Consider the following 24,895-nt stretch of genomic DNA (forward strand, 5'->3'; position numbering starts at 1 on the left):
AAATCCAATGCAAAATCAGCAAATCCGTATCAGGTTGAAGGCTTTTGACCATCGCCTGATCGACCAATCAACCCAGGAAATCGTGGAAACCGCGAAACGTACTGGTGCTCAAGTGCGTGGTCCAATTCCACTGCCTACCCGTAAAGAGCGGTTCACCGTTCTGGTCTCCCCGCACGTCAACAAAGACGCGCGTGACCAGTACGAGATCCGTACTCATAAGCGCGTACTGGACATCGTCCAGCCAACGGATAAAACCGTTGATGCACTTATGAAGCTTGATCTTGCGGCCGGTGTGGAAGTGCAGATCAGCCTCGGCTAAGACTTGGGTCTTAGTCGTGTAACGCTCTGAAATGGGCGGCCATAGCGGGTGAAAGCCCCGTACACTCATGAGGTTTACAACATGACTATTGGTGTAGTCGGTCGTAAATGCGGTATGACCCGTATTTTCACCGAAGAAGGTGTCTCCATTCCGGTCACGGTCATTGAGATCGAGCCGAATCGCGTCACCCAGTTCAAAACTGAAGAAACCGATGGCTATCGTGCAGTGCAAGTCACTGTCGGCGAGCGTCGCGCTTCGCGTGTAACAGCTGCCCAGGCGGGTCACTTCGCCAAGGCAAACGTTGCAGCCGGTCGTACCGTAATGGAATTCCGCCTTGAAGAAGGCGAGTACCAGGCAGGCGATCTGATCAACGCTGAAATCTTCACCGCAGGTCAGATGGTCGATGTGACCGGTCAGTCCAAAGGTAAAGGCTTCCAGGGTACGATCAAGCGTTGGAATTTCCGTGGCCAAGATAACACTCACGGTAACTCCGTTTCCCACCGCGTCCCGGGCTCTATTGGCCAGTGCCAGACTCCTGGTCGTGTATTCAAGGGCAAAAAAATGTCCGGTCATATGGGCGCTGAGCGCGTGACCGTGCAGTCCCTCGAAGTAGTGCGCGTCGACGCTGAACGCAATCTGTTGTTGGTCAAGGGTGCTGTTCCTGGCGCTACTGGCGGCAACCTGGTTGTACGTCCGGCGGCCAAGGCTCGCGGTTAAGGGGAAGCTGACATGCAATTAAACGTAAATGACGCTCAAGCGATCGAAGTTTCCGAACTGACATTCGGCGGCGAGTTCAACGAGACGCTGGTTCACCAAGCAGTCGTGGCCTACATGGCTGGCGGCCGTCAAGGTAGCAAGCAGCAAAAGACCCGTTCCGACGTTCGTGGTGGCGGTAAGCGCCCTTGGCGTCAGAAAGGTACTGGCCGTGCTCGTGCCGGTACTATCCGTAGCCCAATCTGGCGTGGCGGTGGTACCACATTCGCAGCTCGTCCACAGGATCACTCTCAGAAGCTGAACAAGAAGATGTATCGCGCAGCAATGCGTTCCATCCTTGCTGAGCTGGTGCGTACTGATCGTCTGGTCGTGGTTCAGGACTTCGCTGTTGAAGCGCCGAAAACCAAAGATCTGCTGAACAAACTGAATGGCATGGGTCTGACTGATGTCCTGATCGTGTCTGAAGTTGTTGATCAGAACCTGTACCTGGCTGCTCGTAACCTGCCACACGTTGATGTCCGTGACGTGCAAGGTTCCGATCCAGTTAGTCTGATCGCATACGACAAGGTGTTGATCACCGTGTCGGCCGTGAAGAAATTCGAGGAGCTGCTGGGATGAACCAGGAACGCGTATTTAAAGTTCTGCTTGGCCCGCACGTTTCCGAGAAGGCTACGGTTCTGGCAGACAAGAAAGGCCAGTTCGTTTTCAAGGTTGCTACTGATGCAACCAAGCTGGAAATCAAGAAGGCCGTCGAAAGCCTGTTCAGCGTGAAAGTTGAGCGTGTTACTACCCTGAATGTACTGGGTAAGAGCAAGCGCACCGCTCGCGGCGTGGGCAAGCGTAATGACTGGAAGAAGGCGGTAATTTCCCTTCAGCCAGGCCAAGATCTCGATTTCAGCAGCAGTGCTGAGTAAGGAAGGGGTGCATCATGGCAATCGTTAAATGCAAACCGACTTCCCCTGGCCGCCGTCATGTGGTCAAGGTGGTCAACCAGGAGCTGCATAAAGGCGCTCCTCACGCACCGCTGCTCGAGAAAAAATCGAAGTCTGGTGGTCGTAACAACAATGGCCGCATTACCACGCGTCACATCGGTGGTGGTCATAAGCAGCATTACCGTATGGTCGACTTCCGTCGCAACGACAAAGATGGCATTCCTGCCACTGTTGAGCGTATCGAATACGATCCAAACCGTACTGCTCACATTGCTCTTATGCTGTACGCAGACGGCGAACGCCGTTACATCATCGCCCCAAAAGGCGTGAGCGCTGGTGACCAGCTGATTTCGGGTGCTTTGGCTCCGATCAAGCCGGGTAACTCGCTGCAGCTGCGTAGCATTCCAGTTGGTAGCACCGTACACGGCATCGAGTTGAAGCCGGGTAAAGGCGCGCAAATCGCTCGCTCCGCTGGTGCATCTGCTCAGCTGGTAGCTCGTGAAGGTGTCTACGTGACCCTGCGTCTGCGCTCCGGTGAAATGCGTAAAGTTCTGGCTGAATGCCGTGCGACCCTGGGTGAAGTCTCGAACTCCGAGCACAGCCTGCGTTCGCTGGGTAAAGCTGGTGCCAAACGCTGGCGTGGCGTTCGCCCAACCGTTCGTGGTGTTGCCATGAACCCGGTTGACCACCCACATGGTGGTGGTGAAGGTCGTACCTCTGGTGGTCGTCATCCGGTATCGCCATGGGGCTTCCCGACTAAGGGCGCGAAGACTCGTGGTAATAAGCGTACCGACAAAATGATCGTCCGTCGTCGCAAGTAAATAGAGGGATACGACAGTGCCACGTTCTCTGAAAAAAGGTCCTTTTATTGATCTTCACCTACTGAAGAAGATCGAAGTGGCGGCGGAAAAGAATGATCGCAAGCCGGTGAAAACCTGGTCGCGTCGTTCGATGATCCTGCCACAAATGGTCGGTCTGACCATCGCTGTGCATAACGGTCGTCTGCATGTTCCAGTTCTCGTGAACGAAGACATGGTTGGCCATAAACTAGGCGAGTTTGCCGGTACCCGCACTTATCGTGGGCACGTGGCAGACAAGAAAGCCAAGCGTTAAGGGGTAAGGAACGATGGAAGTAGCCGCTAAGTTGTCGGGCGCTCGAATCTCCGCCCAGAAAGCCCGCTTGGTCGCCGACCAGATCCGCGGGAAGAAGGTGGGCGAAGCGCTCAACCTGTTGGCTTTCAGCAACAAGAAAGCCGCCGAGATCATCAAGAAAGTGCTGGAGTCGGCCGTAGCCAACGCCGAGCATAACGAAGGCGCAGACGTTGACGACTTGAAAGTCGCCACCGTTTTCGTCAACGAAGGGCGTTCGCTGAAGCGCATCATGCCGCGTGCCAAAGGCCGCGCTGATCGCATCGTCAAGCGGTCTTGCCATATCACTGTCAAGGTTGCTGACAAGTAACGGAGTCGAAGAGATGGGTCAGAAAGTACATCCCATTGGCATTCGCCTGGGAATCGTCAAGGAGCACACCTCCGTCTGGTACGCAGACGGCCGGACTTATGCGGACTACTTGTTCGCTGATCTGAAGGTGCGTGAATACCTCCAAGACAAACTAAAAAGCGCGTCCGTAAGCCGTATCGATATCCATCGTCCGGCCCAAACTGCACGCATCACCATCCACACCGCTCGTCCAGGTATTGTTATCGGGAAGAAAGGTGAAGATGTTGAGAAACTGCGTCAGGACCTGACCAAGCAAATGGGTGTGCCTGTGCACATCAATATCGAAGAGATCCGTAAGCCGGAGCTCGACGGTATGCTGGTTGCGCAGAGCGTAGCTCAGCAGCTGGAGCGTCGTGTAATGTTCCGTCGCGCTATGAAGCGCGCTGTACAGAACGCTATGCGCATTGGTGCCAAGGGCATCAAAATCCAAGTGAGCGGTCGTCTCGGCGGTGCTGAAATTGCACGTACTGAATGGTATCGCGAAGGTCGTGTGCCATTGCACACCCTGCGTGCCGACATCGACTATGCCAACTACGAAGCTCACACCACTTACGGTGTGATCGGTGTAAAGGTTTGGATCTTCAAAGGCGAAGTAATTGGTGGTCGCCAAGAAGAACTGAAACCACAAGCACCAGCGCCTCGTAAAAAAGCTGCTAAGTAAGGGGTACGCCAAATGTTACAACCTAAGCGTACGAAGTTCCGCAAGCAAATGACTGGCCACAACCGTGGCTTGGCATTGCGCGGTAGCAAAGTCAGCTTCGGCGAGTTCGCGCTGAAGTCTGTTGCTCGTGGTCGTCTCACCGCTCGTCAGATTGAGTCAGCGCGTCGTGCACTGACCCGTCACGTGAAACGTGGTGGCAAGATCTGGATCCGTGTATTCCCGGACAAGCCTGTAACCAAAAAGCCCCTCGAAGTTCGTATGGGTAAAGGTAAGGGTAACGTGGAGTATTGGGTTGCCCAGATTCAGCCAGGCAAAGTCCTGTATGAAATCGAGGGTGTTTCTGAAGAGCTGGCGCGTGAGGCTTTCGCCCTGGCTGCTGCAAAGCTGCCGCTCGCCACCTCCTTTGTTAAACGGACGGTGATGTGATGAAAGCGAATGAACTTCGTGAAAAATCCGCACAGCAGCTGAACGAGCAACTGCTCGGCTTGCTGCGCGACCAGTTCAATCTGCGTATGCAGAAAGCAACTGGCCAGTTGGGGCAGTCGCATCTGCTCTCGCAAGTTAAGCGTGACATCGCTCGCGTGAAGACTGTGCTCAAACAGCAGGCAGGTAAGTAATCATGGCTGAAGCCGAAAAAACTGTCCGTACGCTGACTGGCCGTGTTGTCAGCGACAAGATGGACAAAACCATCACCGTTCTGATTGAGCGTCGCGTTAAGCACCCGATCTACGGTAAATACGTTAAGCGTTCGACTAAGCTGCACGCGCACGACGAAACCAATCAGTGCCACATCGGCGACAAAGTCACTATTCGTGAAACTCGTCCGATGGCCAAGACCAAGTCTTGGGCGCTGGTTGATGTTCTCGAACGCGCTGTGGAAGTCTAAGGACTAGGGGTCGGAGAAATTATATGATTCAGACTCAATCCATGCTCGATGTGGCCGATAACAGCGGCGCACGCCGCGTTATGTGCATCAAGGTGCTGGGTGGCTCCCATCGTCGTTACGCTGGTATCGGTGACATCATCAAAGTAACCGTCAAGGAAGCAATTCCGCGCGGTAAAGTGAAAAAAGGCCAAGTGATGACTGCAGTAGTAGTCCGCACTCGTCACGGCGTACGCCGTGCTGATGGCTCCATTATCCGCTTTGATGGCAACGCTGCTGTTCTTCTGAACAACAAGCAAGAGCCTATCGGCACCCGTATCTTTGGGCCAGTGACCCGTGAACTTCGTACTGAGAAGTTCATGAAGATCGTCTCGCTCGCCCCAGAAGTGCTGTAAGGAGATCCGACATGCAAAAGATTCGTCGTGACGACGAGATCATCGTGATCGCCGGCAAAGACAAAGGTAAGCGCGGTAAGGTGCTTAAGGTTCTCGCTGACAACCGTCTGGTTGTTGGTGGTCTGAACCTGGTAAAGCGTCATACCAAGCCTAACCCGATGTCGGGCGTACAAGGCGGTATCGTCGAAAAAGAAGCGCCATTGCACGCTTCTAACGTCGCCATTTTCAACGGCGAAACCAACAAGGCTGACCGCGTTGGTTTCAAAGTAGAAGAAGGCAAAAAAATTCGTGTCTTCAAGTCGACCCAAAAAGCGGTTGATGCTTGAACACTGCTAGGTAGATAAGACCATGGCACGACTAAAAGAGATTTACCGGAAGGAAATCGCTCCGAAACTTAAGGAAGAACTTAAGCTTTCGAACGTGATGGAAGTTCCGCGCGTTACCAAAATCACCCTGAACATGGGTCTGGGCGAAGCGATCGGCGACAAAAAAGTCATCGAGCACGCTGTAGCTGATTTGGAAAAAATCACGGGTCAAAAAGTTGTTGTGACTTACGCTCGCAAGTCCATCGCAGGCTTTAAAGTTCGCGAAGGCTGGCCGATCGGCGTCAAAGTAACTCTGCGCCGTGAGCGTATGTATGAATTCCTGGATCGTCTGCTGTCGATCTCCCTGCCTCGGGTTCGCGACTTCCGCGGCCTGAATGCCAAGTCCTTCGATGGTCGTGGTAACTACAGCATGGGCGTTAAAGAGCAGATCATCTTCCCGGAAATCGACTACGACAAGATCGATGCACTCCGCGGTCTGGATATTACCCTGACCACCACTGCTCGGACGGATGATGAAGGTCGCGCATTGCTGCGTGCATTCAAATTCCCGTTCCGCAACTGATTGGAGTAGGACCATGGCTAAGATGAGCATGAAAAACCGCGAGCTGAAGCGTCAGCTCACGGTTGCCAAGTACGCCAAGAAGCGTGCCGAGCTGAAAGCGATCATCGTTGATCTGAACGCAAGTCCAGAAGCGCGTTGGGAAGCTACAGTAGCTCTGCAGAAGCAGCCACGTGACGCAAGCGCTTCGCGCATGCGTAACCGCTGCCGCCTGACTGGTCGTCCGCATGGTGTTTACCGCAAGTTCGGCCTTGGCCGTAACAAATTGCGTGAAGCAGCAATGCGCGGTGACGTACCAGGTCTGGTTAAAGCCAGCTGGTAAGCTGTACAGGCAAAGTTATCGTTGTCAGGTTCGTAAGATCCTGACAACCGGTGACCCTGAACATGAATCAAGCCCCTATTGGGGCTTGATTCATTTCTGGTGTGTGTCTAGAATGACCGGCTCGCCTGAGCCCGTGCTTTTTAAGCATTGAGTTACTCGGCGACAGTTGTAGCCGCAAGGCTAATTCTTTTTGTATCAGGAGCGTCTAGCCCATGAGTATGCAGGACCCGTTAGCGGACATGCTAACTCGAATCCGTAATGCCCAGATGGCTGAAAAGTCCGTCGTAAGCATGCCATCTTCCACGTTGAAGGTAGCTGTAGCCAAAGTTCTGAAGGACGAAGGTTACATCGCGGATTATCAGATCAGCAGCGAAATCAAGCCACTGCTGTCTATCGAGCTGAAGTACTTCGAAGGCCGTCCGGTTATCGAAGAAGTTAAGCGCGTTAGCCGTCCAGGCCTGCGTCAGTACAAGTCCTCCGAAGATCTGCCAAAAGTTCGTGGCGGTCTGGGTGTGTCTATCGTCTCCACCAACAAAGGTGTGATGACGGATCGTGCTGCGCGCGCTGCCGGTGTCGGCGGCGAAGTTCTTTGCACTGTGTTCTAAGGGGGGATAAGCATGTCACGCGTCGCTAAGAACCCCGTTAAGCTGCCAGCTGGTGTTGAAGTAAAATTCGCCGGCCAACAGCTTTCGGTGAAGGGTGCCAAGGGCACTCTAGAACTGAACATCCATTCGTCCGTTGAGATCGTTGAAGAAGCTGGTGAGCTGCGTTTCGCTGCTCGCAATGGCGATCAACAAACTCGCGCAATGGCTGGTACCACTCGTGCGTTGGTAAACAACATGGTCCAAGGCGTAAGCCAAGGCTTCGAGCGCAAGCTCCAGCTGGTCGGTGTTGGTTACAAAGCGCAAGCAAAAGGCACAGTGCTGAACCTGGCTCTTGGCTTCTCGCACCCAGTGGATTACGAACTGCCGGAAGGCATCACCGCTGAGACTCCTAGCCAGACCGATATCCTGATCAAGGGCATCGATAAGCAGCTAGTAGGTCAAGTGGCCGCTGAGATCCGCGACTTCCGTCCGCCAGAACCTTACAAAGGTAAAGGTGTGCGTTACGCGGACGAAGTCGTCCGCCGTAAAGAAGCCAAGAAGAAGTAGGGCCTAGCAAATGACCGACAAAAAAGTTACTCGACTGCGTCGCGCTCGCAAAGCACGTCTGAAAATGCACGAACTAGAAGTCGTGCGTCTCTGCGTGTTCCGCTCTTCGCAGCACATCTATGCCCAGGTCATCTCGGCCGACGGCAGCAAAGTCCTGGCAAGCGCCTCGACTTTGGACAAAGAACTGCGTGATGCTGCCACTGGCAACATCGACGCGGCCACAAAGGTTGGCCAGCTGGTCGCTACGCGTGCAAAAGCCGCTGGCGTCTCGCAGGTGGCTTTCGACCGCTCTGGCTTCAAGTACCACGGCCGCGTTAAAGCGCTGGCTGAGGCTGCTCGTGAAGCTGGGCTGGAGTTCTAAGTTATGTCAAATAACGACCAAAAGCGCGACGAAGGCTACATTGAGAAGCTGGTTCAAGTTAACCGCGTAGCCAAAACCGTTAAAGGCGGCCGTATCTTCACTTTCACCGCGTTGACCGTGGTTGGTGATGGTAAAGGGCGTGTTGGCTTCGGCCGTGGCAAGTCACGTGAAGTGCCTGCTGCGATCCAGAAGGCAATGGAAGCTGCTCGCCGCAACATGATCCAGGTTGATCTGAACGGCACCACTCTGCAGTACGCAATGAAGTCTGCCCATGGCGCTTCGAAGGTGTACATGCAGCCTGCTTCTGAAGGTACCGGTATCATCGCTGGCGGCGCTATGCGTGCTGTCCTCGAAGTTGCTGGCGTTCAGAACGTACTGGCTAAGTGCTACGGCTCGACTAACCCTGTAAACGTGGTTCACGCCACATTTAAAGGTTTGAAAGCTATGCAGTCTCCTGAATCTATTGCCGCTAAGCGTGGCAAAAGCGTTAAGGAGATCTTCTGATCATGGCTACCGTTAAAGTAACGTTGATCAAAAGCATGACCGGCCGTATCCCTAACCACAAACTGTGCGTTAAGGGTTTGGGTCTGCGTCGCATCGGTCACACTGTAGAAGTACTTGATACTCCCGAGAATCGCGGGATGATCAACAAGGCTTACTACATGCTGCGTGTAGAGGGTTAATCGATGAAGCTCAATGATCTGAGTCCAGCGCCGGGTTCCCGTCGCGAAAAGCATCGTCCGGGCCGTGGTATCGGTAGTGGTTTGGGTAAGACTGGTGGCCGTGGTCACAAAGGTCAGACTTCCCGCTCCGGTGGCACCATTGCTCCAGGCTTTGAAGGCGGCCAACAGCCGTTGCATCGCCGTCTGCCTAAGTTCGGTTTCGTTTCCCTGAAAGCTATGGATCGCGCAGAAGTGCGTTTGTCCGAGCTGGCTAAAGTGGAAGGCGACATCGTAACTGTGCAGACTCTGAAGGATGCCAACGTGATCAACGTCAACGTACAACGTGTGAAAATCATGTTGTCCGGTGAAGTGACTCGCGCTGTCACCATCAAAGGTATCGCAGCCACCAAAGGTGCGCGTGCGGCTATCGAAGCAGCTGGCGGCAAGTTCGAGGAATAAATGGCTAAGCAAGGTGCTCTCTCAGCGCTCAGCAAAGGCGGGTTGTCCGAGCTCTGGGCTCGTCTGCGTTTTCTATTCCTGGCGATCATCGTCTACCGGATAGGCGCACACATCCCAGTTCCTGGTATTAACCCGGACCGGCTGGCGGACCTGTTTCGACAGAATGAGGGGACCATTCTTAGCTTGTTCAACATGTTTTCCGGCGGCGCGCTGGAGCGGATGAGTATTTTTGCGCTGGGGATCATGCCGTACATTTCGGCATCGATCATCATGCAGCTTATGTCCGCTGTTAGCCCGCAGCTGGAGCAGTTGAAGAAGGAAGGTGAAGCTGGCCGTCGCAAGATTAGCCAGTACACCCGCTACCTCACTGTCGCTCTTGCTCTCGTCCAGGCTATTGGCATGTCCATTGGTCTGGCGGGGCAGGGCGTAGCGTTCACTGGTGACCTGGGCTTTCATTTCGTTGCAGTGACCACATTTGTGGCTGGTGCAATGTTCATGATGTGGCTGGGTGAGCAGATTACTGAACGTGGAGTTGGCAACGGTATCTCGATGTTGATTTTTTCGGGTATCGTCGCCGGTCTTCCGAGAGCAATTGGGCAGTCGTTCGAGTCTGCGCGTCAGGGTGATATCAATATTTTCGCCCTGGTTGCTATCGGTTTGCTGGCAGTAGCGATTATCGGTTTTGTGGTGTTCATTGAGCGTGGCCAGCGTCGTATTGCTGTTCACTACGCTAAGCGTCAGCAGGGCCGTAAGGTGTTTGCTGCTCAAACGAGCCACCTGCCGCTGAAAGTGAATATGGCCGGCGTAATCCCGGCTATTTTCGCGAGCAGCATTTTGCTGTTCCCGGCTTCGCTGGGTGCCTGGTTTGGTCAGTCTGAAGGTATGGGCTGGTTGCAGGACATCTCACAGTCGATCGCTCCTGGTCAGCCGTTGAATATTCTGCTGTTTAGTGCAGGGATTATTTTCTTCTGCTTCTTCTATACGGCGTTGATGTTCAATCCGAAAGACGTAGCGGAAAACCTGAAGAAGTCCGGTGCCTTTATTCCGGGTATCCGTCCAGGCGAGCAGTCGGCGCGCTATATTGATGGCGTTTTGACTCGTTTGACTCTGTTCGGTGCTCTTTATATGACGGCCGTGTGTCTGCTGCCCCAATTCCTGGTGGTTGCAGCCAACGTTCCGTTCTACCTTGGCGGGACCTCGTTGCTGATCGTTGTCGTGGTTGTTATGGACTTCATGTCGCAAGTACAATCGCACCTCGTTTCGCACCAGTACGAATCCCTGATGAAGAAAGCCAACCTGAAGGGCTACGGCAGCGGAATGCTTCGCTGAAGTACCCATAAGGTTAGAGGAGTTGGTGATGAAAGTTCGTGCATCGGTGAAAAAGCTGTGCCGTAACTGCAAGATTATTCGCCGCGAAGGTGTTGTTCGGGTAATTTGCAGCGCGGAACCACGTCACAAACAGCGCCAAGGCTGAGTGTGATCTGTTTGAAGCCCAGCAGCTAGTGCGCTGCTGGGTTGATTATTTGTTATTACAGCGATATTATCTCGCGCCCTATTTCTTGGCTTCCGGGGCGTAGGTAGCTGTCAATTGGAGTCCCACTGAATGGCCCGTATTGCAGGCGTTAACATTCCAGATAACAAGCACACTGTTATCTCGCTGACCTACATCTATGGTGTTGGTCGCACTACTGCACAGAAAATCTGTGTAGATGCTGGTGTAAACCCAGCCGCTAAGATCAAGGATCTGAGCGACGAGCAGATTGAACAGCTGCGTGGCGAAGTGGCAAAGTTCACCACTGAAGGTGACCTGCGTCGTGAAGTCAACATGAAAATCAAACGCTTGATGGACTTGGGCTGCTACCGCGGTCTGCGCCATCGTCGTGGTCTTCCAGTGCGCGGTCAGCGTACCAAGACCAACGCGCGTACTCGCAAAGGTCCGCGTAAGCCGATCCGCAAGTAATCGCACCAGCGAATCGACAGGAATTTAGTCATGGCAAAACCTGCTGCTCGTCCTCGTAAAAAAATTAAAAAGACAGTGGTTGATGGCATCGCCCACATCCACGCGTCTTTCAACAACACCATCGTGACCATCACCGACCGTCAGGGTAATGCGCTTTCTTGGGCAACCTCCGGTGGTTCGGGTTTCCGCGGTTCTCGCAAGTCCACCCCGTTCGCTGCTCAAGTAGCTGCTGAACGTGCTGGTCAAGCTGCGCTGGAATATGGCCTGAAAAACCTTGACGTTAACGTTAAGGGCCCAGGTCCAGGTCGTGAGTCCGCTGTCCGTGCTTTGAACGGCTGTGGCTATAAGATCGCCAGCATCACCGACGTGACGCCAATCCCGCACAACGGGTGCCGTCCGCCGAAGAAGCGCCGCGTGTAATCCAGGAGACTGTAAAGAATGGCTCGTTACATTGGTCCAAAATGCAAACTGGCACGTCGTGAAGGCACCGATCTCTTCCTGAAGAGTGGTGTGCGCGCTATCGAATCGAAGTGCAATATTGAAGCTGCTCCAGGCATCCACGGCCAGCGCCGCGGTCGCCAATCCGACTACGGCACCCAGCTGCGTGAAAAGCAGAAGGTCCGTCGTATCTACGGCGTTCTCGAGCGTCAGTTCAGCGGCTACTACAAACAAGCTGCTGGCAAGAAAGGTGCAACCGGTGAAAACCTGCTGCAACTGCTCGAATGCCGTCTGGATAACGTCGTATACCGTATGGGTTTCGGTTCTACTCGTGCCGAATCTCGTCAGTTGGTATCGCACAAGTCGATCAGCGTTAACGGTCAGACCGTAAACGTTCCGTCCTACCAGGTTCGTGCTGGTGACGTGGTCGCTATCCGCGAGAAAGCAAAGAACCAGCTTCGCATTGTCCAAGCTCTCGATCTGTGTGCCCAACGTGGCCGCGTAGAATGGGTAGAAGTAGACACTGAGAAGAAGTCGGGCGTTTTCAAGAACGTTCCAGCTCGCAGTGATCTGTCCGCCGACATCAACGAAAGCCTGATTGTCGAGCTCTACTCCAAGTAAGGGCTAGAAAATAGGTGCATCCATGCAGATTTCGGTAAATGAGTTCCTGACACCTCGCCATATTGATGTGCAAGTTGTCAGTCCAACCCGCGCTAAAATCACTCTCGAGCCTCTCGAGCGTGGTTTTGGCCACACCCTGGGCAACGCGCTGCGCCGCATCCTGTTGTCCTCAATGCCAGGCTGTGCAGTAGTCGAGGCCGAGATTGATGGTGTGCTCCACGAGTACAGCGCCATCGAAGGTGTACAGGAAGACGTAATTGAAATCCTGTTGAACCTTAAAGGTCTGGCTATCAAGCTGCACGGCCGTGACGAAGTTACGCTGACCTTGTCGAAGAAGGGTTCGGGGGTGGTTACCGCTGCCGATATTCAGCTGGATCATGATGTCGAGATCGTTAATCCCGATCACGTAATCGCCAACCTGGCGTCTAACGGCGCCTTGAACATGAAGCTCACCGTAGCTCGTGGTCGTGGTTATGAACCAGCAGACTCGCGTCAGAGCGATGAAGATGAAAGCCGCAGCATTGGTCGCTTGCAGCTTGACTCTTCGTTCAGCCCGGTCCGCCGTATCGCATACGTGGTGGAAAACGCCCGTGTCGAGCAGCGTACTAACCTGGACAAACTGGTTATTGATCTGGAGACCAACGGTACCCTGGATCCTGAAGAGGCCATTCGTCGTGCTGCAACCATCCTGCAACAGCAGTTGGCTGCATTCGTCGACCTCAAAGGTGACAGCGAGCCAGTGGTTATCGAACAGGAAGACGAGATCGATCCGATCCTGCTTCGTCCGGTTGACGATCTGGAACTGACCGTGCGTTCGGCCAACTGCCTTAAGGCGGAGAACATTTACTACATTGGTGACCTGATTCAGCGCACCGAAGTAGAACTGTTGAAGACTCCGAACCTGGGCAAGAAATCCTTGACTGAAATCAAGGACGTTCTGGCCTCCCGTGGTCTGTCCCTCGGCATGCGCCTCGACAACTGGCCGCCTGCAAGTCTTAAGAAGGACGACAAGGCGACTGCCTGATCGTCGTAATCACCGAACGTTGTGTTTGGTAAGGAATGAACCATGCGTCATCGTAAAAGTGGTCGTCACCTGAGCCGCACTAGCTCGCACCGCAAGGCTATGTTTCAAAACATGGCAGTGTCGCTGTTCGAGCACGAGCTGATCAAAACGACTCTGCCGAAAGCCAAAGAACTGCGTCGCGTTGCTGAGCCGCTGATTACTCTGGCCAAGAACGATTCTGTTGCTAACCGCCGTCTGGCTTTCGACCGTACTCGTTCGAAAGCAATCGTTGGTAAGCTGTTCAACGATCTGGGCAAGCGTTATGCAACTCGTGAGGGTGGCTACCTGCGCATCCTCAAGTGCGGTTTCCGCGCTGGCGACAACGCGCCTATGGCGTACGTCGAGTTGGTTGATCGTCCAGTTGGCGGTGAAGCTGTATCCGCTGAGTAAGACGTCAGTCTCTACAAAAAACCGGGCCTAGTGCCCGGTTTTTTGTGCGCGTTGTATTGTGGTTTTCTATTGATCTCCATCATTTAATGAATTTGCCCATGTGAAGTGCATGGTCAATACTCCTCGTCAGCCGATTACACGGCAGCATCAAGACTGACTGAGGAAGTAAACGCATGAGCCAGACCAAAACGCTTACCACCGCCAGCGGCGCCCCAGTGGCTGACAACCAGAATTCTCGTTCTGCCGGTCCTCGTGGCCCCTTGCTGCTTGATGACTTTCATTTGATCGAGAAGCTCGCCCACTTCAACCGCGAAAACATTCCTGAACGTCGTGTACATGCCAAAGGTTCGGGGGCTCACGGTACGTTCACTGTGACGCGTGACATGTCGCAATACAGCAGCGCGAAGCTGTTCGATACGATCGGCAAGCAAACACCCATCTTTATGCGCTTCTCGACGGTCGGCGGTGAACGCGGTTCTGCCGACACCGAGCGCGACCCTCGCGGTTTTGCCATCAAGTTCTATACCGAAGAAGGCAATTGGGACATCGTGGGTAATAACACCCCCGTGTTCTTTATCCGGGACCCACTTAAGTTTCCGGACTTTATCCACACCCAAAAGCGTCTTCCGCAAAGCAACTTGAAAAGCGCGCAAATGATGTGGGATTTCTGGTCACATTCACCTGAATCTTTACATCAGGTGACCATCCTGTTTTCTGACCGCGGTATCCCGGATGGCTATCGTCATATGCATGGCTTCGGCAGCCACACGTACAGCCTGATCAACGCCGCCGGCGAGCGCCATTGGGTCAAGTGGCATTACAAAACCAAGCAGGGAATTAAAAACTTGGCGCCTGCCGAGGCGGCGCGTTTGGCGGGTACAGACCCTGACTATGCGCAACGCGATTTGTTTGGTGCGATTGAACGGGGAGATTTCCCTAAATGGCGCGTTTGCATGCAAGTGATGACCGAAGCACAGGCGGCTGCGCATCACGAGAACCCGTTTGATGTCACCAAAACCTGGTCGCAGAAAGAGTTTCCATTGATTGAGATTGGCGAACTGGAGCTCAACCGCAACCCGCTTAATTATTTCGCCGAAGTTGAGCAGGCGGCCTTTGGCCCCAGCAATATGATTCCGGGTGTAGGTCTCTCGCCTGATCGCATGCTACAGGGCCGTGTATTCGCGTATGCGGATGCCCATCGCTATCGTGTAGGCACCAACCACCAACATTTGCCGATCAACTCGCCACGTGTGCCTGTGCACAACTACCAGCGTGATGGCTCCATGGCTTATGGCAACAACGGCGGCGCGACACCGAACTACGAGCCCAACAGTTACTCTGACGCCCCTAAGCAGGCGCCACAGTATGCTGAGCCGCCATTGGCGTTGAGTGGCGCGGCAGATCGTTACGATCATCGCGAAGATACTGATTACTACAGCCACGCAGGTGCTCTGTTCCGTTTGATGAGCCCGGAACAGAAAGCCCTGTTGATTAACAACATTGCCGGGGCAATGGCCGGGGTGTCTGACGACGTGGTGCAGCGTCAATTGCCTCACTTCTATAACGCTGATCCGGCGTACGGAGAAGGGGTGGCAAAAGCGTTGGGTGTACAGCGTAACTAACTCTAAGTGAGAAGCAGAACCGCCCTCAATTGGGCGGTTTTTGCGTTATTTAGGCTCGTTTTCTCAGATAAACAGCACATTTATTGCGATTGAGCCGTGACCTCTTGGTCAGCTTGGTTCAAACTACAGCCTTTCAAGCAGGGAGATGTGGGCCAATGCTAGGGCACCCGGAAGTAATCGATTATCTCAACACGTTGCTCACCGGTGAGCTGGCTGCACGTGATCAATATTTTGTCCATTCCCGCATGTACGAAGACTGGGGTTTCACCAAGCTCTACGAGCGTATCAATCACGAGATGGAAGAAGAGGCGCAGCACGCCGATGCGTTGATGCGCCGGATTCTGATGCTCGAAGGCACCCCCCGCATGCGGCCCGACGACCTGGATGTGGGGACCACCGTCCCGGAGATGTTCGCCGCAGACTTGCGTCTGGAATACAAAGTCCGGGCAGCGCTGTGCAAAGGTATTGAGCTGTGCGAGTTGCACAAGGACTACGTCAGCCGCGACATGCTGCGCATTCAGCTCGCAGACACTGAGGAAGACCACACCTATTGGCTGGAGAAACAGCTCGGTCTGATTAAGTCGATTGGCTTGCAGAACTACCTTCAGTCGCAGTTCTGATTAGCGTACTTACCTGTCGCTGCTTCAGGCAGCGATGACGCAGACTAAAAGGCCCTGCCATCTCACGATGACAGGGCCTTTTTCATACGCTGATTTAAGCTTTGTCGCGAATCAACAGCGGCTTCAGGTAGAAACCGGTGTGAGATTGCTTCATGTTTGCCACGTCTTCCGGCGTACCGGTTGCGATTATCTGCCCACCTTTGGAACCGCCTTCAGGGCCCAAGTCCACCAGCCAATCCGCGGTCTTGATGACGTCGAGGTTGTGCTCGATGACCACCACGGTATTGCCGTGGTCGCGTAATCGATGCAATACATCCAGCAATTGCTGGATATCGGCGAAGTGCAGGCCTGTTGTCGGTTCGTCGAGGATGTACAGCGTTTTGCCGGTATCGCGCTTGGACAGCTCGCGGGACAACTTGACCCGCTGAGCCTCGCCGCCTGACAGGGTCGTGGCGGATTGCCCCAGCTTGATATACGACAAACCTACGTCCATCAGCGTCTGTAGCTTACGCGCCAGCGCAGGGACGGCATCGAAGAACTCGCGGGCTTCTTCAATGGTCATCTCCAGCACTTCATGGATGCTCTTGCCCTTGTACTTGATCTCAAGGGTTTCGCGGTTATAGCGCTTGCTCTTGCACACGTCGCAAGGCACGTAGATGTCGGGCAGAAAGTGCATTTCTACCTTGATCAGGCCGTCACCCTGACACGCCTCGCAACGTCCACCCTTCACGTTGAAGGAGAAACGTCCCGGACCATAGCCTCGGGAGCGGGATTCCGGTACGCCGGAGAACAGCTCGCGAATAGGCGTAAATAGCCCGGTATAGGTCGCCGGGTTAGAACGCGGGGTGCGGCCGATCGGGCTTTGATCGATGTCGACGACCTTGTCCAGATGCTCAAGCCCTTTAATGCTGTCGTGAGCCGCCGCCTCCAGCGTGCTCGCGCCGTTCAAGGCTGTCGCGCTGAGCGGGTAGAGCGTGTTGTTGATCAGTGTGGACTTGCCCGAACCTGAAACCCCGGTCACGCAGGTCAGCAAGCCAATGGGGATTTCGAGGTCAACATTACGCAAGTTGTTGCCGCGCGCACCTTTGAGCGACAGCGTCAGCTTTTTGTTGCGCGGGGTGCGTTTGGCCGGAACTTCGATCTTCACCCGCCCCGACAGGTATTTGCCGGTCAGCGAATCAGGGTGCGCCATCACCTCGGCCGGTGTGCCTTCGGCCACGATGTGTCCGCCATGCACGCCTGCCCCCGGGCCGATATCCACGACATAGTCCGCCAGACGAATTGCATCTTCATCGTGCTCGACCACTATCACGGTATTGCCGATGTCGCGAAGGTGTTTGAGGGTGCCCAGCAAACGATCGTTATCGCGCTGATGCAGGCCGATAGACGGCTCATCAAGGATGTAAAGAACACCCACCAGGCCCGCGCCGATCTGGCTGGCCAGACGGATACGCTGCGCCTCGCCGCCGGACAGCGTGTCAGCACTGCGATCCAGGGACAGATAATCGAGGCCCACATTCACCAAAAACTGCAGGCGTTCGCGAATTTCTTTCAGGATTTTGTCTGCAATCTCGCCACGACGCCCGGTCAGGCTCAGCGCGCTGAAATATTCAGTGGCATCGCCGATGGGCATGTTGGTCACGGCCGGCAGGTTTTTCTCCCCGACCCACACGTGACGCGCTTCACGACGCAGGCGTGTGCCGCGGCAGTCCGGGCAAGCCTGGGTGCTGAGAAACTTGGCCAACTCCTCACGAACGGTCGCCGACTCGGTTTCGCGATAGCGGCGCTCAAGGTTAGGCACGATCCCTTCAAACGGGTGCGCCCGCTTGACGATGTCACCCCGATCATTGAGATAGCGGAAATCAACGTTCTGCGTGCCGCTGCCGTACAGAATGACTTTCTGTTTGTCGGCGGGCAGTTCGCTGAACGGCACTTCAAGGCTGAAATCGTAATGCTTGGCCAGTGCACCCAGCATCTGGAAGTAATAGACGTTACGCCTGTCCCAGCCGCGAATGGCGCCTTCAGCCAAGGTCAAATCACCATTGACCAGTCGCTTGATGTCGAAAAACTGCTTAACCCCGAGCCCGTCGCAGGTCGGGCATGCACCGGCCGGGTTGTTGAAGGAAAACAGTTTGGGTTCCAGCTCGCTGATAGCGTGCCCGCAAATGGGGCAAGCGAAGCGTGCCGAAAAAATTATCTCTTCGCCGGGCTCGTCGTCCATCGGCGCCACCAGCGCGATACCGTCAGCCAGCTTGAGCGCGGTCTCAAACGATTCGGCCAGGCGCTGTTGCAGATCCGCTCGGACCTTGAAACGGTCAACGACCACGTCAATCGAGTGTTTCTTCTGCTTGTCGAGCTTTGGCAACTCATCCAGTTCGCACAGCTTGCCGTCTACACGGGCACGAACGAAGCCTTGAGCCCGTAGCTCTTCGAATACCGACAGGTGCTCGCCTTTGCGCTCACGAATCACCGGCGCCAGCAGCATCAACTTGCTGCCTTCGGGTTGCGCCAGCACCAGGTCGACCATCTGGCTGACGGTCTGTGCTTCCAGTGGAATATCGTGATCCGGGCAGCGCGGAATGCCGACGCGGGCATAAAGCAAACGCAAGTAATCGTAGATTTCAGTGATGGTGCCGACGGTGGAACGCGGGTTGTGCGACGTCGATTTTTGCTCGATGGAGATGGCTGGCGACAAACCTTCAATGGTGTCGACGTCAGGCTTTTCCATCATCGAAAGGAACTGCCGCGCATAGGCCGACAGCGACTCGACATACCGACGCTGGCCTTCGGCATACAACGTGTCAAACGCCAGGGATGATTTGCCGGAGCCAGACAGTCCGGTGATGACGATCAGTTTGTCCCGTGGCAGGGTCAGGTCGATGTTCTTCAGGTTGTGGGTTCGTGCCCCACGTATCAGGATCTTGTCCACTGCGGCCTCGCTTGGCGGGCATAACATAAACGAATGAGTATACGGATCTGTGTGAAAGCTGTGCAGGTCCTTAATGGCACGTTGTCATTAAGGGTCTTTATAACTTTTACGTGACAAAGCGTCGCGCATCGCTCGTGTGTGTGCTGTTACTCGATGGGACTGGTAGAATCGCCGCCGGTTCACACGAGGTTTTTCCATGCACGATCCCCACAGCGAACGCATGAGTGGTAGCGAGATCCGCGCAGCAAGCGGTCTGGCCCTTGTGTTTGCCTTCCGCATGCTTGGTATGTTCATGGTGTTGCCGGTACTGGCGACCTATGGGATGGACCTTGCAGGTGCAACGCCGGCCTTGATTGGTCTGGCGATTGGCGCTTATGGCTTGACCCAGGCCATCTTCCAGATCCCTTTTGGGGTCATTTCCGACCGCATTGGCCGTCGCCCCGTTATCTACCTGGGGCTGGTGGTGTTCGCAGTGGGCAGCGTAGTGGCTGCCTGTTCTGACTCAATCTGGGGCGTGATTGCCGGGCGCATCCTGCAAGGGGCGGGCGCGATTTCTGCGGCGGTGATGGCCTTGCTTTCAGACCTGACCCGCGAGCAGCACCGCACCAAGGCCATGGCCATGATTGGCATGACCATCGGCTTGTCGTTCGCAGTTGCGATGGTGGTGGGCCCACTGCTGACCCGCGCCTTTGGTTTGTCCGGGCTATTTCTGGCTACCGGGGCCATGGCATTGGTGGGGATTGTCATCGTCATGTTCATGGTGCCGCGCTCAACCGGCACGCTGCAGCACCGGGAGTCAGGCGTGGCCAGGCAGGCGTTGCTGCCGACCTTGCGCCATCCCGACCTGCTGCGTCTGGACCTCGGCATTTTTGTGTTGCACGCCATGTTGATGTCCAGCTTCATTGCCTTGCCGCTGGCGCTGGTTGAAAAAGCCGGTTTACCCAAGGAGCAGCATTGGTGGGTCTACCTGACCGCGTTGTTGATTTCTTTCTTCGCCATGATCCCGTTCATCATCTACGGCGAAAAGAAACGCAAAATGAAACGAGTTTTACTCGGTGCCGTCGCGACGTTAATGCTCACTGAGCTATTCTTCTGGCAGTTCGGCGACAGCTTGCGTGCGTTGGTGATCGGCACGGTGGTGTTCTTCACTGCGTTCAATCTGCTGGAGGCTTCGTTGCCTTCTCTGATCAGCAAGGTGTCACCGGCGGGCGGCAAGGGTACGGCGATGGGGGTCTACTCCACCAGCCAGTTCCTGGGGTCGGCATTGGGCGGCATACTCGGCGGCTGGATGTTCCAGCATGGCGGTCTGTCGGTTGTGTTCCTGGGATGCGCAGGTCTGGCTGCACTCTGGCTAGCCTTTGCTGTTACCATGCGCGAACCGCCGTATGTAACCAGCCTGCGCTTGCCGCTGTCGCCTGAGGCGCTTCGCGAAGCAGGTTTGACCGAGCGTTTAAAGGCCGTTGCAGGCGTAACGGATGCAGTGGTGGTAGCCGAAGAGGCTGCCATTTATATCAAATTGGACACCGAACTATTGGATCGCGCGACACTCGAGCAGCTGGTCAACCCGGCGCCGACGTGCGAAGCCTAGGAGAACGTTATGGCCCGTGGGGTTAACAAAGTTATATTGGTCGGCACATGCGGCCAGGATCCCGAAGTTCGCTACTTGCCTAACGGTAATGCCGTGACCAACCTGAGTCTGGCAACCAGCGAACAGTGGACTGACAAGCAAACCGGCCAGAAAGTTGAAAAGACTGAATGGCACCGTGTATCGATGTTCGGCAAAGTAGCCGAAATTGCTGGCGAATACCTGCGTAAGGGTTCGCAGGTGTACATCGAAGGCAAGCTGCAAACCCGCGAGTGGGAAAAAGACGGTATCAAGCGTTACACCACTGAAATCGTGGTCGACATGCAAGGCACCATGCAACTGCTCGGCGGCCGCCCACAAGGCGACCAGCAAAACCAGGGTGGCGGTAACAACTACCAGCAATCCGCGCCGCGTCAGCAGGCTCAACGCCCGGCACCGCAGCAGCAGCCACAGCGCGAGTCGCGTCCGGCACCGCAACAGCAGGCTCAACAGCCAGCCCCTGATTTCGACAGCTTTGATGACGATATCCCGTTCTAGGACTTACCTAAGACAATTTTGTAAGGTTTAGACCAAAGCCCCGAAAACGCTGTTTTTGGGGCTTTTTCATTGGTGCGCAATGCCTTACAGGCATGTCGCCCGTGTAGGGCAAACCAAGGGGTTGCAGAGCAATACGGCGTTTTGAAGCTTTGGTTTTGCCTAAGGTTTGCACTTGTAGAACGGCAGACACTTATTGAGGCCACTGCTCAAGCAAGATCGAGGCAAACTTTTCTGCCGCCGGAGACAGAGACGCACCTCTGCGATACACCAGACCCAATGAGCGATTCACCACGGGCTCAATCAAGGGGACGCTGACCAGTGTGGGATGATCGCCCGTCGGCATTGCCAGACTGGGCATCACCGATACGCCAAGTCCTGCTTCGACTAAACCCAATGAGGTTGAAAGGTGCTGGACCTCATAAAACCACTTCGGTCGCCAGCTTAAACTCGACAAGGCATGGTCTAAAAGCATGCGGTTTCCGCTTAAACGGCCCACGCCAATCAACCGATACTCACTGAGTTGCGACCACTTTACAGACGCACAATTGGCCAGCTCATGGTCTCGTCTGCAGGCCAACACAAAAGGCTCATTGACCAAGGTTACAAACTCGATATCCGGGTGTTGGCCACTCATCATGTTGATACCAAAATCGGCTTCGCCACGCAGTACTGCTTCCAGGCCGTCGTTTGCGCTCAGGTCTAACAATCGAATATGGATTTTAGGATAACGCTCGTTGTAGAGCCGGATCACTGAAGGCAAAAAATAGAAGGCTGCCGTGGGGATACAAGCCAGCGTGACACGACCGCTTCGTCGTTCAGCCAACTCCCTAATATTAAGAATCGAGTCATCAAAGTCGTCGAGCAGTCTGCGCGCTTTGGGTAAAAAATCGCGGCCTACGCTTGTCACGCTCACTTTGCGCGTTGTTCGATCAAGCAGAGCAGTCCCCAACCCCTCTTCAAGTTTTTTTATGCGGCGACTTAGCGCTGGCTGAGAAAGATGAAGTGCATCAGCCGCTTCGTGAAAACTGCCGAGTTCGGCGATTTTAACGAAAGAGCGAATGTCTTGAAGTTCGTATTCCATAGTGTGTTCTCGCCAGAAAGGTCAGCTTCACCGGAAGTGGCTTGGGATTATTATTTTGCGAAACGCAATAATGGTTGAAATCTTTGCATTGGAAACACTATTGCTTCCCTGTCACTCTCTTCGCAAGGAAATAATTCAATAAGTTAATTTAAAAAGAGTTACTAATTATGCAGCGTGTTCCATGCGTTCTAATGCGCGGCGGTACTTCAAAAGGGGCGTTTTTTCTCGCGCATGATCTACCCGAGTCAATGACGGAACGAGATGAGTTACTGCTTGCGTTGATGGGGTCGGGTCACGAGTTGGAGATTGACGGGATCGGGGGTGGTAGTCCTCAAACAAGTAAAGTAGCCATCGTCAGTCCTTCGCGCCACCCTGATGCAGATGTCGATTATCTTTTTGTCCAGGTGATGGTCTCAACGCGCCGTGTGGATACGACGCCTAACTGCGGCAACATGCTCTGTGCAGTTGGCCCGTTTGCTATTGAACAAGGCTTGGTAAAACCCGACGGTCTTACAACCCGGGTGCGTATCCGTAACCTGAACACCCATACATTTGTCACCGCTCAAGTACAGACGCCACAAGGCAAGGTGACTTATGAAGGGCAGACAACCATTGATGGCGTGCCGGGTAGCGCGGCGGCTGTTCACCTTACCTTTCTGGATGCTGCCGGTAGCAAGACAGGCGCGCTGTTTCCGACGGGCAATGTTCAAGACGAATTTGACGGCATTCCCGTGACCTGCATCGACATGGCCATGCCGATGATGATCGTCGAGGCTCGGCACCTGGGTAAGCAAGGTGATGAATCGCCTGGAGAGCTCGATGCCGATACGCCATTTCTGCACCGTCTGGAAGCCCTGCGCCTGCGTGCTGGTGCGGCAATGGGGTTGGGCGATGTGAGTGACCGGGTCATCCCCAAACCTGTGTTGATAGCACCCGCCAAAGCAGGTGGAACGCTTCTAGTCAGGTATTTCATGCCTCATGCCTGTCATCGTGCCTTGGCCATCACCGGTTCGATTGGCCTGGCGACCGCCTGTGTTAGCCAAGGAAGCGTCGCAGCACAGATGCTGGGTACGGCTTGCAAGCCACGTCAGCAACACGTGCGCATTGAACACCCAGGCGGCGGTATCGATGTCATGTTGTCTTACACCGGCGTGAGCGGCGAAATTATTTGCGCTTCTGTTGTACGAACAGCACGTCGATTGTTTTCCGGATACGTATATGCCTTTCCCTCACGAAAACGAACGAGTGAGTGACTTTAATTAACGTCCGCTTTAAACAGTTACCTCAAAATAATTCTAAAAAAGGTGATGGCATGAAAGTTATTAATTCGCTTTTTGACGTGTGCTGTAATTATGTACCGCTGCGCAGTACCTATAAGGTTCATTGTAGGGATGTAAGTTGTACCGAGTCTCTGTAACGGTTAAATGCCGCTTAATACGTGGTTGTCGATTACTTCATCTATAACAATAAGAGAATAATCTATGCTCGCCTTACTGGGGTTGGCCATGGTGGTCGTGTTCACGTTGCTGATCATGACCAAGCGCCTTTCACCGATAGTTGCCTTGACACTTGTACCGATTGCATTTGCGCTGATCGGGGGGTTCGGCGGTACAACCGGAAAAATGATGTTGGATGGGCTGAAAATGGTCGCGCCTTCGGCAGCATTGTTGTTATTTGCCATTCTTTTCTTTGGCTTGATGATTGATGCGGGCCTGTTCGATCCGTTGATCCGCAAAATCCTGAAGCGGGTTAATGGGGACCCGATGAAGATTGCTATAGGTACTGCACTGTTGTCATTGACCGTTGCGCTGGATGGGGACGGCACGACCACGTACATGATCACCTGCGCTGCAATGTTGCCCTTATACAAGCGTATTGGCATGAACCCGATGATCCTGGGCATCATTGCAATGTTGTCACTGAGCATCATGAGCGGTATGACCCCGTGGGGCGGGCCGGCCACGCGAGCCATAGCGGCGCTGGGGCTGGATGCCGGGGAGTACTTCATCCCGTTATTGCCCACCATGATCGGTGGTGCGCTCTGGGTTGTTTTCACCGCCTTTCTATTGGGACGCAGAGAGCGCAAACGTATTGGCAATGTGCTTTTGTCCAGCGGTGGCAGCGATTGCTACATCAAAGCCATTCTGAACGATACCCCGCATAAGCGCCCCCGGCTGGCCTACATCAACTTGATGCTGGTTATCGCGGTGATGACAGCTTTGGTCATGGGATTGATGCACTCCGCGATCTTGTTTTTGATCGGGTTTGTGTGCGCATTGATGATCAATTACCCACAACTGGACATACAAAAAGAGCGCCTGCTCGCCCATTCCGGCAATGCCATGACCGTGGTGGTACTGGTATTTGGTGCCGGCATCTTTGCAGGGATATTCTCAGGCACCAAGATGGTAGATGCCCTGGCACACACATTAGTGGAGTGGATCCCGCCAGACTGGGGCCATCTGTTTCCTCTTATTGTGGCCCTCACCAGCATGCCACTGACCTTTGTACTGTCCAATGACGCGTATTACTTCGGCGTTGTCCCCATCCTTGCCAATGCGGCAGCTATCTACGGCATTAGCCCCCTGGAAATTGCACGGGCCTCTATTTTAGGGCAGCCCGTTCATTTGATGAGCCCTCTGGTCGCCTCTACGTTACTGCTGATGGGCATGATCGACTGCAATATCGGGGATTTTCAGAAAGCGGCTTGCAAGTGGGCGGTGCTCACCTCGCTCGTGGTGACCGCCATCGCGCTATTAACAGGGGCTTTGACACTGTGGATCTGATGTTTTTTGCATAACACCTGC

General features: G+C 54.4%; 36 protein-coding genes. 34 read left to right on the forward strand and 2 right to left on the reverse strand.

What is annotated here, in order from left to right:
• The first annotated feature begins 7 nt into the window (after nt 1-7).
• The 30 genes from rpsJ to bfr all read left to right on the forward strand — a co-directional run bounded on the left by rpsJ (nt 8) and on the right by bfr (nt 15,956).
• Entirely contained in the window at nt 8-319 is a 312-nt protein-coding gene (gene rpsJ / locus IF654_RS03200; protein ID WP_003186070.1) for a 30S ribosomal protein S10, read from the forward strand.
• Between the two features lie 81 nt (nt 320-400).
• A complete protein-coding gene (gene rplC, locus IF654_RS03205) occupies nt 401-1,036 on the forward strand; it encodes a 50S ribosomal protein L3 (protein ID WP_003444377.1) in 636 nt (211 codons plus the stop codon).
• Between the two features lie 12 nt (nt 1,037-1,048).
• On the forward strand, nt 1,049-1,651 hold the full coding sequence (gene rplD / locus IF654_RS03210) for a 50S ribosomal protein L4 (RefSeq protein WP_047277894.1): 603 nt from the start codon (nt 1,049-1,051) through the stop codon (nt 1,649-1,651).
• Nucleotides 1,648-1,947, forward strand: a complete 300-nt coding sequence (gene rplW / locus IF654_RS03215; RefSeq protein WP_003444375.1) for a 50S ribosomal protein L23 — start codon at nt 1,648-1,650, stop codon at nt 1,945-1,947. The genes rplD and rplW overlap by 4 nt, the downstream gene beginning before the upstream one ends.
• Before the next feature lie 14 nt (nt 1,948-1,961).
• Nucleotides 1,962-2,786 (forward strand): 50S ribosomal protein L2, encoded by an 825-nt coding sequence (gene rplB / locus IF654_RS03220; protein ID WP_047277892.1) that lies wholly within the window; start codon nt 1,962-1,964, stop codon nt 2,784-2,786.
• A 16-nt stretch (nt 2,787-2,802) separates the two neighbouring features.
• Nucleotides 2,803-3,078: a 30S ribosomal protein S19 gene (gene rpsS, locus IF654_RS03225; protein WP_003232420.1), complete on the forward strand. Its 276-nt coding sequence runs from the start codon at nt 2,803-2,805 to the stop codon at nt 3,076-3,078.
• Nucleotides 3,079-3,091: 13 nt separating this feature from the next.
• Nucleotides 3,092-3,424 carry a 50S ribosomal protein L22 gene (rplV, locus tag IF654_RS03230; protein WP_003444373.1) on the forward strand — a complete coding sequence of 111 codons (333 nt, stop codon included), beginning with the start codon at nt 3,092-3,094 and terminating at the stop codon, nt 3,422-3,424.
• A 13-nt stretch (nt 3,425-3,437) separates the two neighbouring features.
• Nucleotides 3,438-4,124, forward strand: coding sequence for a 30S ribosomal protein S3 (gene rpsC / locus IF654_RS03235; RefSeq protein ID WP_003176422.1), 687 nt, complete (start codon nt 3,438-3,440; stop codon nt 4,122-4,124).
• A 12-nt stretch (nt 4,125-4,136) separates the two neighbouring features.
• Nucleotides 4,137-4,550 (forward strand): 50S ribosomal protein L16, encoded by a 414-nt coding sequence (rplP, locus tag IF654_RS03240; RefSeq protein ID WP_003186052.1) that lies wholly within the window; start codon nt 4,137-4,139, stop codon nt 4,548-4,550.
• Entirely contained in the window at nt 4,550-4,741 is a 192-nt protein-coding gene (rpmC, locus tag IF654_RS03245; RefSeq protein ID WP_003444371.1) for a 50S ribosomal protein L29, read from the forward strand. The genes rplP and rpmC overlap by 1 nt, the downstream gene beginning before the upstream one ends.
• 2 nt (nt 4,742-4,743) lie before the next feature.
• A complete protein-coding gene (gene rpsQ, locus IF654_RS03250) occupies nt 4,744-5,010 on the forward strand; it encodes a 30S ribosomal protein S17 (RefSeq protein WP_003194644.1) in 267 nt (88 codons plus the stop codon).
• Nucleotides 5,011-5,033: 23 nt separating this feature from the next.
• The gene (gene rplN / locus IF654_RS03255) at nt 5,034-5,402 is read left to right on the forward strand and encodes a 50S ribosomal protein L14 (RefSeq protein WP_002555479.1); all 369 of its coding nucleotides are present in this window, start codon (nt 5,034-5,036) and stop codon (nt 5,400-5,402) included.
• Between the two features lie 11 nt (nt 5,403-5,413).
• A complete protein-coding gene (rplX, locus tag IF654_RS03260) occupies nt 5,414-5,728 on the forward strand; it encodes a 50S ribosomal protein L24 (protein ID WP_042561341.1) in 315 nt (104 codons plus the stop codon).
• A gap of 22 nt (nt 5,729-5,750) precedes the next feature.
• Nucleotides 5,751-6,290, forward strand: coding sequence for a 50S ribosomal protein L5 (gene rplE / locus IF654_RS03265; RefSeq protein WP_003186044.1), 540 nt, complete (start codon nt 5,751-5,753; stop codon nt 6,288-6,290).
• A gap of 13 nt (nt 6,291-6,303) precedes the next feature.
• A complete protein-coding gene (gene rpsN, locus IF654_RS03270; protein ID WP_047277885.1) occupies nt 6,304-6,609 on the forward strand; it encodes a 30S ribosomal protein S14 in 306 nt (101 codons plus the stop codon).
• Nucleotides 6,610-6,821: 212 nt separating this feature from the next.
• Nucleotides 6,822-7,214, forward strand: a complete 393-nt coding sequence (gene rpsH / locus IF654_RS03275) for a 30S ribosomal protein S8 (protein ID WP_047277884.1) — start codon at nt 6,822-6,824, stop codon at nt 7,212-7,214.
• Nucleotides 7,215-7,226: 12 nt separating this feature from the next.
• Entirely contained in the window at nt 7,227-7,760 is a 534-nt protein-coding gene (rplF, locus tag IF654_RS03280) for a 50S ribosomal protein L6 (protein ID WP_003176412.1), read from the forward strand.
• Nucleotides 7,761-7,770: 10 nt separating this feature from the next.
• Entirely contained in the window at nt 7,771-8,121 is a 351-nt protein-coding gene (gene rplR / locus IF654_RS03285) for a 50S ribosomal protein L18 (RefSeq protein WP_003444364.1), read from the forward strand.
• A 3-nt stretch (nt 8,122-8,124) separates the two neighbouring features.
• Complete coding sequence (gene rpsE / locus IF654_RS03290; protein ID WP_003186035.1) at nt 8,125-8,625, forward strand: 30S ribosomal protein S5; 501 nt, start codon at nt 8,125-8,127, stop codon at nt 8,623-8,625.
• Between the two features lie 2 nt (nt 8,626-8,627).
• A complete protein-coding gene (gene rpmD / locus IF654_RS03295) occupies nt 8,628-8,804 on the forward strand; it encodes a 50S ribosomal protein L30 (protein WP_003186033.1) in 177 nt (58 codons plus the stop codon).
• Between the two features lie 3 nt (nt 8,805-8,807).
• Nucleotides 8,808-9,242 carry a 50S ribosomal protein L15 gene (gene rplO, locus IF654_RS03300; protein WP_047277881.1) on the forward strand — a complete coding sequence of 145 codons (435 nt, stop codon included), beginning with the start codon at nt 8,808-8,810 and terminating at the stop codon, nt 9,240-9,242.
• Nucleotides 9,243-10,571, forward strand: coding sequence for a preprotein translocase subunit SecY (secY, locus tag IF654_RS03305; RefSeq protein ID WP_003444361.1), 1,329 nt, complete (start codon nt 9,243-9,245; stop codon nt 10,569-10,571). It abuts the gene before it with no gap.
• Between the two features lie 28 nt (nt 10,572-10,599).
• Complete coding sequence (gene rpmJ, locus IF654_RS03310; RefSeq protein ID WP_002555468.1) at nt 10,600-10,716, forward strand: 50S ribosomal protein L36; 117 nt, start codon at nt 10,600-10,602, stop codon at nt 10,714-10,716.
• Between the two features lie 129 nt (nt 10,717-10,845).
• Nucleotides 10,846-11,202: a 30S ribosomal protein S13 gene (rpsM, locus tag IF654_RS03315; protein ID WP_047277874.1), complete on the forward strand. Its 357-nt coding sequence runs from the start codon at nt 10,846-10,848 to the stop codon at nt 11,200-11,202.
• A gap of 30 nt (nt 11,203-11,232) precedes the next feature.
• The gene (gene rpsK / locus IF654_RS03320) at nt 11,233-11,622 is read left to right on the forward strand and encodes a 30S ribosomal protein S11 (protein WP_007924177.1); all 390 of its coding nucleotides are present in this window, start codon (nt 11,233-11,235) and stop codon (nt 11,620-11,622) included.
• 18 nt (nt 11,623-11,640) lie between these two features.
• The gene (gene rpsD, locus IF654_RS03325; protein ID WP_003444359.1) at nt 11,641-12,261 is read left to right on the forward strand and encodes a 30S ribosomal protein S4; all 621 of its coding nucleotides are present in this window, start codon (nt 11,641-11,643) and stop codon (nt 12,259-12,261) included.
• Between the two features lie 22 nt (nt 12,262-12,283).
• Nucleotides 12,284-13,285 carry a DNA-directed RNA polymerase subunit alpha gene (locus tag IF654_RS03330; RefSeq protein WP_003176403.1) on the forward strand — a complete coding sequence of 334 codons (1,002 nt, stop codon included), beginning with the start codon at nt 12,284-12,286 and terminating at the stop codon, nt 13,283-13,285.
• A 42-nt stretch (nt 13,286-13,327) separates the two neighbouring features.
• Nucleotides 13,328-13,714, forward strand: a complete 387-nt coding sequence (rplQ, locus tag IF654_RS03335) for a 50S ribosomal protein L17 (protein ID WP_047277870.1) — start codon at nt 13,328-13,330, stop codon at nt 13,712-13,714.
• A 173-nt stretch (nt 13,715-13,887) separates the two neighbouring features.
• The gene (locus IF654_RS03340) at nt 13,888-15,336 is read left to right on the forward strand and encodes a catalase (protein ID WP_094987799.1); all 1,449 of its coding nucleotides are present in this window, start codon (nt 13,888-13,890) and stop codon (nt 15,334-15,336) included.
• A 155-nt stretch (nt 15,337-15,491) separates the two neighbouring features.
• Nucleotides 15,492-15,956, forward strand: a complete 465-nt coding sequence (gene bfr / locus IF654_RS03345; RefSeq protein WP_047277866.1) for a bacterioferritin — start codon at nt 15,492-15,494, stop codon at nt 15,954-15,956.
• Nucleotides 15,957-16,050: 94 nt separating this feature from the next.
• Here the strand turns inward: bfr and uvrA are convergent, their stop codons facing one another.
• A complete protein-coding gene (uvrA, locus tag IF654_RS03350; protein ID WP_047277864.1) occupies nt 16,051-18,885 on the reverse strand; it encodes an excinuclease ABC subunit UvrA in 2,835 nt (944 codons plus the stop codon).
• A 196-nt stretch (nt 18,886-19,081) separates the two neighbouring features.
• Here uvrA and IF654_RS03355 point away from each other — a divergent pair, with 196 nt between their 5' ends.
• Both IF654_RS03355 and IF654_RS03360 read left to right on the forward strand, forming a co-directional pair.
• A complete protein-coding gene (locus IF654_RS03355) occupies nt 19,082-20,473 on the forward strand; it encodes an MFS transporter (protein ID WP_194862766.1) in 1,392 nt (463 codons plus the stop codon).
• Between the two features lie 9 nt (nt 20,474-20,482).
• A complete protein-coding gene (locus IF654_RS03360; protein ID WP_047277860.1) occupies nt 20,483-21,007 on the forward strand; it encodes a single-stranded DNA-binding protein in 525 nt (174 codons plus the stop codon).
• Between the two features lie 190 nt (nt 21,008-21,197).
• Here IF654_RS03360 and IF654_RS03365 read toward each other — a convergent pair whose 3' ends face one another.
• Nucleotides 21,198-22,088 (reverse strand): LysR family transcriptional regulator, encoded by an 891-nt coding sequence (locus IF654_RS03365; protein WP_047277858.1) that lies wholly within the window; start codon nt 22,086-22,088, stop codon nt 21,198-21,200.
• Between the two features lie 167 nt (nt 22,089-22,255).
• Between IF654_RS03365 and IF654_RS03370 the strand changes: the two genes are divergently transcribed.
• On the forward strand, nt 22,256-23,341 hold the full coding sequence (locus tag IF654_RS03370; RefSeq protein WP_169895237.1) for a 4-oxalomesaconate tautomerase: 1,086 nt from the start codon (nt 22,256-22,258) through the stop codon (nt 23,339-23,341).
• A gap of 228 nt (nt 23,342-23,569) precedes the next feature.
• A complete protein-coding gene (locus tag IF654_RS03375) occupies nt 23,570-24,874 on the forward strand; it encodes a CitMHS family transporter (RefSeq protein ID WP_047277853.1) in 1,305 nt (434 codons plus the stop codon).
• Nucleotides 24,875-24,895 lie beyond the last annotated feature (21 nt).

Source organism: Pseudomonas lundensis (genome assembly GCF_015377145.2).
Taxonomy (GTDB): Bacteria; Pseudomonadota; Gammaproteobacteria; order Pseudomonadales; family Pseudomonadaceae; genus Aquipseudomonas; species Aquipseudomonas lundensis.

What these genes read in the sequence shown, in the direction of transcription:
- IF654_RS03355 (WP_194862766.1), top strand. Translation starts at nt 19,082, where the DNA reads ATGCACGATCCCCACAGCGAACGCATGAGTGGTAGCGAGATCCGCGCA.
- rpsC (WP_003176422.1), top strand. Translation starts at nt 3,438, where the DNA reads ATGGGTCAGAAAGTACATCCCATTGGCATTCGCCTGGGAATCGTCAAG.
- rpmC (WP_003444371.1), top strand. Translation starts at nt 4,550, where the DNA reads ATGAAAGCGAATGAACTTCGTGAAAAATCCGCACAGCAGCTGAACGAG.
- rpsK (WP_007924177.1), top strand. Translation starts at nt 11,233, where the DNA reads ATGGCAAAACCTGCTGCTCGTCCTCGTAAAAAAATTAAAAAGACAGTG.
- IF654_RS03360 (WP_047277860.1), top strand. Translation starts at nt 20,483, where the DNA reads ATGGCCCGTGGGGTTAACAAAGTTATATTGGTCGGCACATGCGGCCAG.
- rplN (WP_002555479.1), top strand. Translation starts at nt 5,034, where the DNA reads ATGATTCAGACTCAATCCATGCTCGATGTGGCCGATAACAGCGGCGCA.
- IF654_RS03365 (WP_047277858.1), bottom strand. Translation starts at nt 22,088, where the DNA reads ATGGAATACGAACTTCAAGACATTCGCTCTTTCGTTAAAATCGCCGAA.
- rpmD (WP_003186033.1), top strand. Translation starts at nt 8,628, where the DNA reads ATGGCTACCGTTAAAGTAACGTTGATCAAAAGCATGACCGGCCGTATC.
- rpsJ (WP_003186070.1), top strand. Translation starts at nt 8, where the DNA reads ATGCAAAATCAGCAAATCCGTATCAGGTTGAAGGCTTTTGACCATCGC.
- rpsN (WP_047277885.1), top strand. Translation starts at nt 6,304, where the DNA reads ATGGCTAAGATGAGCATGAAAAACCGCGAGCTGAAGCGTCAGCTCACG.
- rpsH (WP_047277884.1), top strand. Translation starts at nt 6,822, where the DNA reads ATGAGTATGCAGGACCCGTTAGCGGACATGCTAACTCGAATCCGTAAT.
- IF654_RS03340 (WP_094987799.1), top strand. Translation starts at nt 13,888, where the DNA reads ATGAGCCAGACCAAAACGCTTACCACCGCCAGCGGCGCCCCAGTGGCT.
- rplP (WP_003186052.1), top strand. Translation starts at nt 4,137, where the DNA reads ATGTTACAACCTAAGCGTACGAAGTTCCGCAAGCAAATGACTGGCCAC.
- rpsQ (WP_003194644.1), top strand. Translation starts at nt 4,744, where the DNA reads ATGGCTGAAGCCGAAAAAACTGTCCGTACGCTGACTGGCCGTGTTGTC.
- IF654_RS03375 (WP_047277853.1), top strand. Translation starts at nt 23,570, where the DNA reads ATGCTCGCCTTACTGGGGTTGGCCATGGTGGTCGTGTTCACGTTGCTG.
- rplC (WP_003444377.1), top strand. Translation starts at nt 401, where the DNA reads ATGACTATTGGTGTAGTCGGTCGTAAATGCGGTATGACCCGTATTTTC.
- secY (WP_003444361.1), top strand. Translation starts at nt 9,243, where the DNA reads ATGGCTAAGCAAGGTGCTCTCTCAGCGCTCAGCAAAGGCGGGTTGTCC.
- rplR (WP_003444364.1), top strand. Translation starts at nt 7,771, where the DNA reads ATGACCGACAAAAAAGTTACTCGACTGCGTCGCGCTCGCAAAGCACGT.
- rpsM (WP_047277874.1), top strand. Translation starts at nt 10,846, where the DNA reads ATGGCCCGTATTGCAGGCGTTAACATTCCAGATAACAAGCACACTGTT.
- rplQ (WP_047277870.1), top strand. Translation starts at nt 13,328, where the DNA reads ATGCGTCATCGTAAAAGTGGTCGTCACCTGAGCCGCACTAGCTCGCAC.
- IF654_RS03330 (WP_003176403.1), top strand. Translation starts at nt 12,284, where the DNA reads ATGCAGATTTCGGTAAATGAGTTCCTGACACCTCGCCATATTGATGTG.
- rpmJ (WP_002555468.1), top strand. Translation starts at nt 10,600, where the DNA reads ATGAAAGTTCGTGCATCGGTGAAAAAGCTGTGCCGTAACTGCAAGATT.
- rplV (WP_003444373.1), top strand. Translation starts at nt 3,092, where the DNA reads ATGGAAGTAGCCGCTAAGTTGTCGGGCGCTCGAATCTCCGCCCAGAAA.
- rplE (WP_003186044.1), top strand. Translation starts at nt 5,751, where the DNA reads ATGGCACGACTAAAAGAGATTTACCGGAAGGAAATCGCTCCGAAACTT.
- rpsE (WP_003186035.1), top strand. Translation starts at nt 8,125, where the DNA reads ATGTCAAATAACGACCAAAAGCGCGACGAAGGCTACATTGAGAAGCTG.
- rplB (WP_047277892.1), top strand. Translation starts at nt 1,962, where the DNA reads ATGGCAATCGTTAAATGCAAACCGACTTCCCCTGGCCGCCGTCATGTG.
- bfr (WP_047277866.1), top strand. Translation starts at nt 15,492, where the DNA reads ATGCTAGGGCACCCGGAAGTAATCGATTATCTCAACACGTTGCTCACC.
- rplD (WP_047277894.1), top strand. Translation starts at nt 1,049, where the DNA reads ATGCAATTAAACGTAAATGACGCTCAAGCGATCGAAGTTTCCGAACTG.
- rplO (WP_047277881.1), top strand. Translation starts at nt 8,808, where the DNA reads ATGAAGCTCAATGATCTGAGTCCAGCGCCGGGTTCCCGTCGCGAAAAG.
- rplW (WP_003444375.1), top strand. Translation starts at nt 1,648, where the DNA reads ATGAACCAGGAACGCGTATTTAAAGTTCTGCTTGGCCCGCACGTTTCC.
- rplF (WP_003176412.1), top strand. Translation starts at nt 7,227, where the DNA reads ATGTCACGCGTCGCTAAGAACCCCGTTAAGCTGCCAGCTGGTGTTGAA.
- rpsD (WP_003444359.1), top strand. Translation starts at nt 11,641, where the DNA reads ATGGCTCGTTACATTGGTCCAAAATGCAAACTGGCACGTCGTGAAGGC.
- IF654_RS03370 (WP_169895237.1), top strand. Translation starts at nt 22,256, where the DNA reads ATGCAGCGTGTTCCATGCGTTCTAATGCGCGGCGGTACTTCAAAAGGG.
- rplX (WP_042561341.1), top strand. Translation starts at nt 5,414, where the DNA reads ATGCAAAAGATTCGTCGTGACGACGAGATCATCGTGATCGCCGGCAAA.